Source organism: Pelomonas dachongensis (genome assembly GCF_043555865.1).
GTDB lineage: Bacteria > Pseudomonadota > Gammaproteobacteria > Burkholderiales > Burkholderiaceae_C > Pelomonas > Pelomonas dachongensis.
The window spans coordinates 1-963 of sequence record NZ_JBIGHY010000033.1 but is presented as its reverse complement, the minus strand read 5'-3'; the positions used below and the strand labels follow the sequence as shown (position 1 = coordinate 963).

Sequence of the window (963 nt, the reverse complement as noted above, 5' to 3'; positions counted from 1 at the left end):
CGCTGACGCTGGGCACGTTGAGCACGGGCAACCTGACGGTCAACGCCACCGCCGCGCTGAATCTGGGGCAAGGCAACGTCGGCGGCACACTCGATGCGAACAGCGGCGGCGCCATCACGCAGACCGGCGCGCTGACGCTGGCCGGCACGACGACGCTCAACGCAGGCACGGCGGCCATCACGCTGGGGCAGGCACTGAACAACCTGCAAGGCGCCATCACGGCCACCGGGGGCGCGGTGTCGCTGCGCAGTGCGCACGACCTCAACCTCTTCGCGCTGACGCAGCCCGCCAACCGCGCGCTCGTGCTGGAAGCGGGCGGCACGCTGTTCCTGCCGGCCGGCACAGGCGACATCGACACCGGCACCGCAGCGCTGACGCTGTCCAGCCTTGGCGGCGCGTTCAGCACCTTCGGAACCTTGAAGGGCGGCGACGTCACGGTGCGCGGCCAGTCCGTGGCGCTGGCTCACGACGTGACGGCCAGCGGCTCGCTCGACGTGCAGTCCGCCGCCGGCACGATCAGCCAGACCGCCGGCAAGCTGGTGGTCACAGGCACCAGCCGCTTCGATGCGGGCACGGCTGCCATCACGCTGAACCAAACCGCCAACGCCTTCAGCGGCGCAGTCGGCCTCACGGGCGGCACGACTTCCCTGGTCAACAGCAATGCGCTGATCCTGGATACGAGCACGATCACCGGCAATCTCGTCGCGAACAGCGGCGGTCATGCCATTTCGCAGGCCGGCGCGCTCAGCGTTACGGGCACCAGCAGCTTCAATGCCGGCAGCGCGGCTATCACGTTGACGAACAGCGGCAACAGCTGGACCGGCGCGGTCGGCATGACCGGCGGCGCGACACAGCTGCGCAGCGCTGGCGCCTTGGCGCTGGGCAGCAGCACCGTCAGCTCGCTGGCACTGACCAGCGGCGGTGCGATCAGCCAGAACGCGGCTATCAACGTCACCGGTGCAC

Annotated in this window: 1 pseudogene; it reads left to right on the top strand. The window is 69.7% G+C overall.

Annotation, left to right across the window (positions count from 1 at the left end):
- Positions 1-17: 17 nt before the first annotated feature.
- A pseudogene (locus ACG02S_RS26190) lies at positions 18-963 on the top strand (hypothetical protein); the annotation flags it as partial.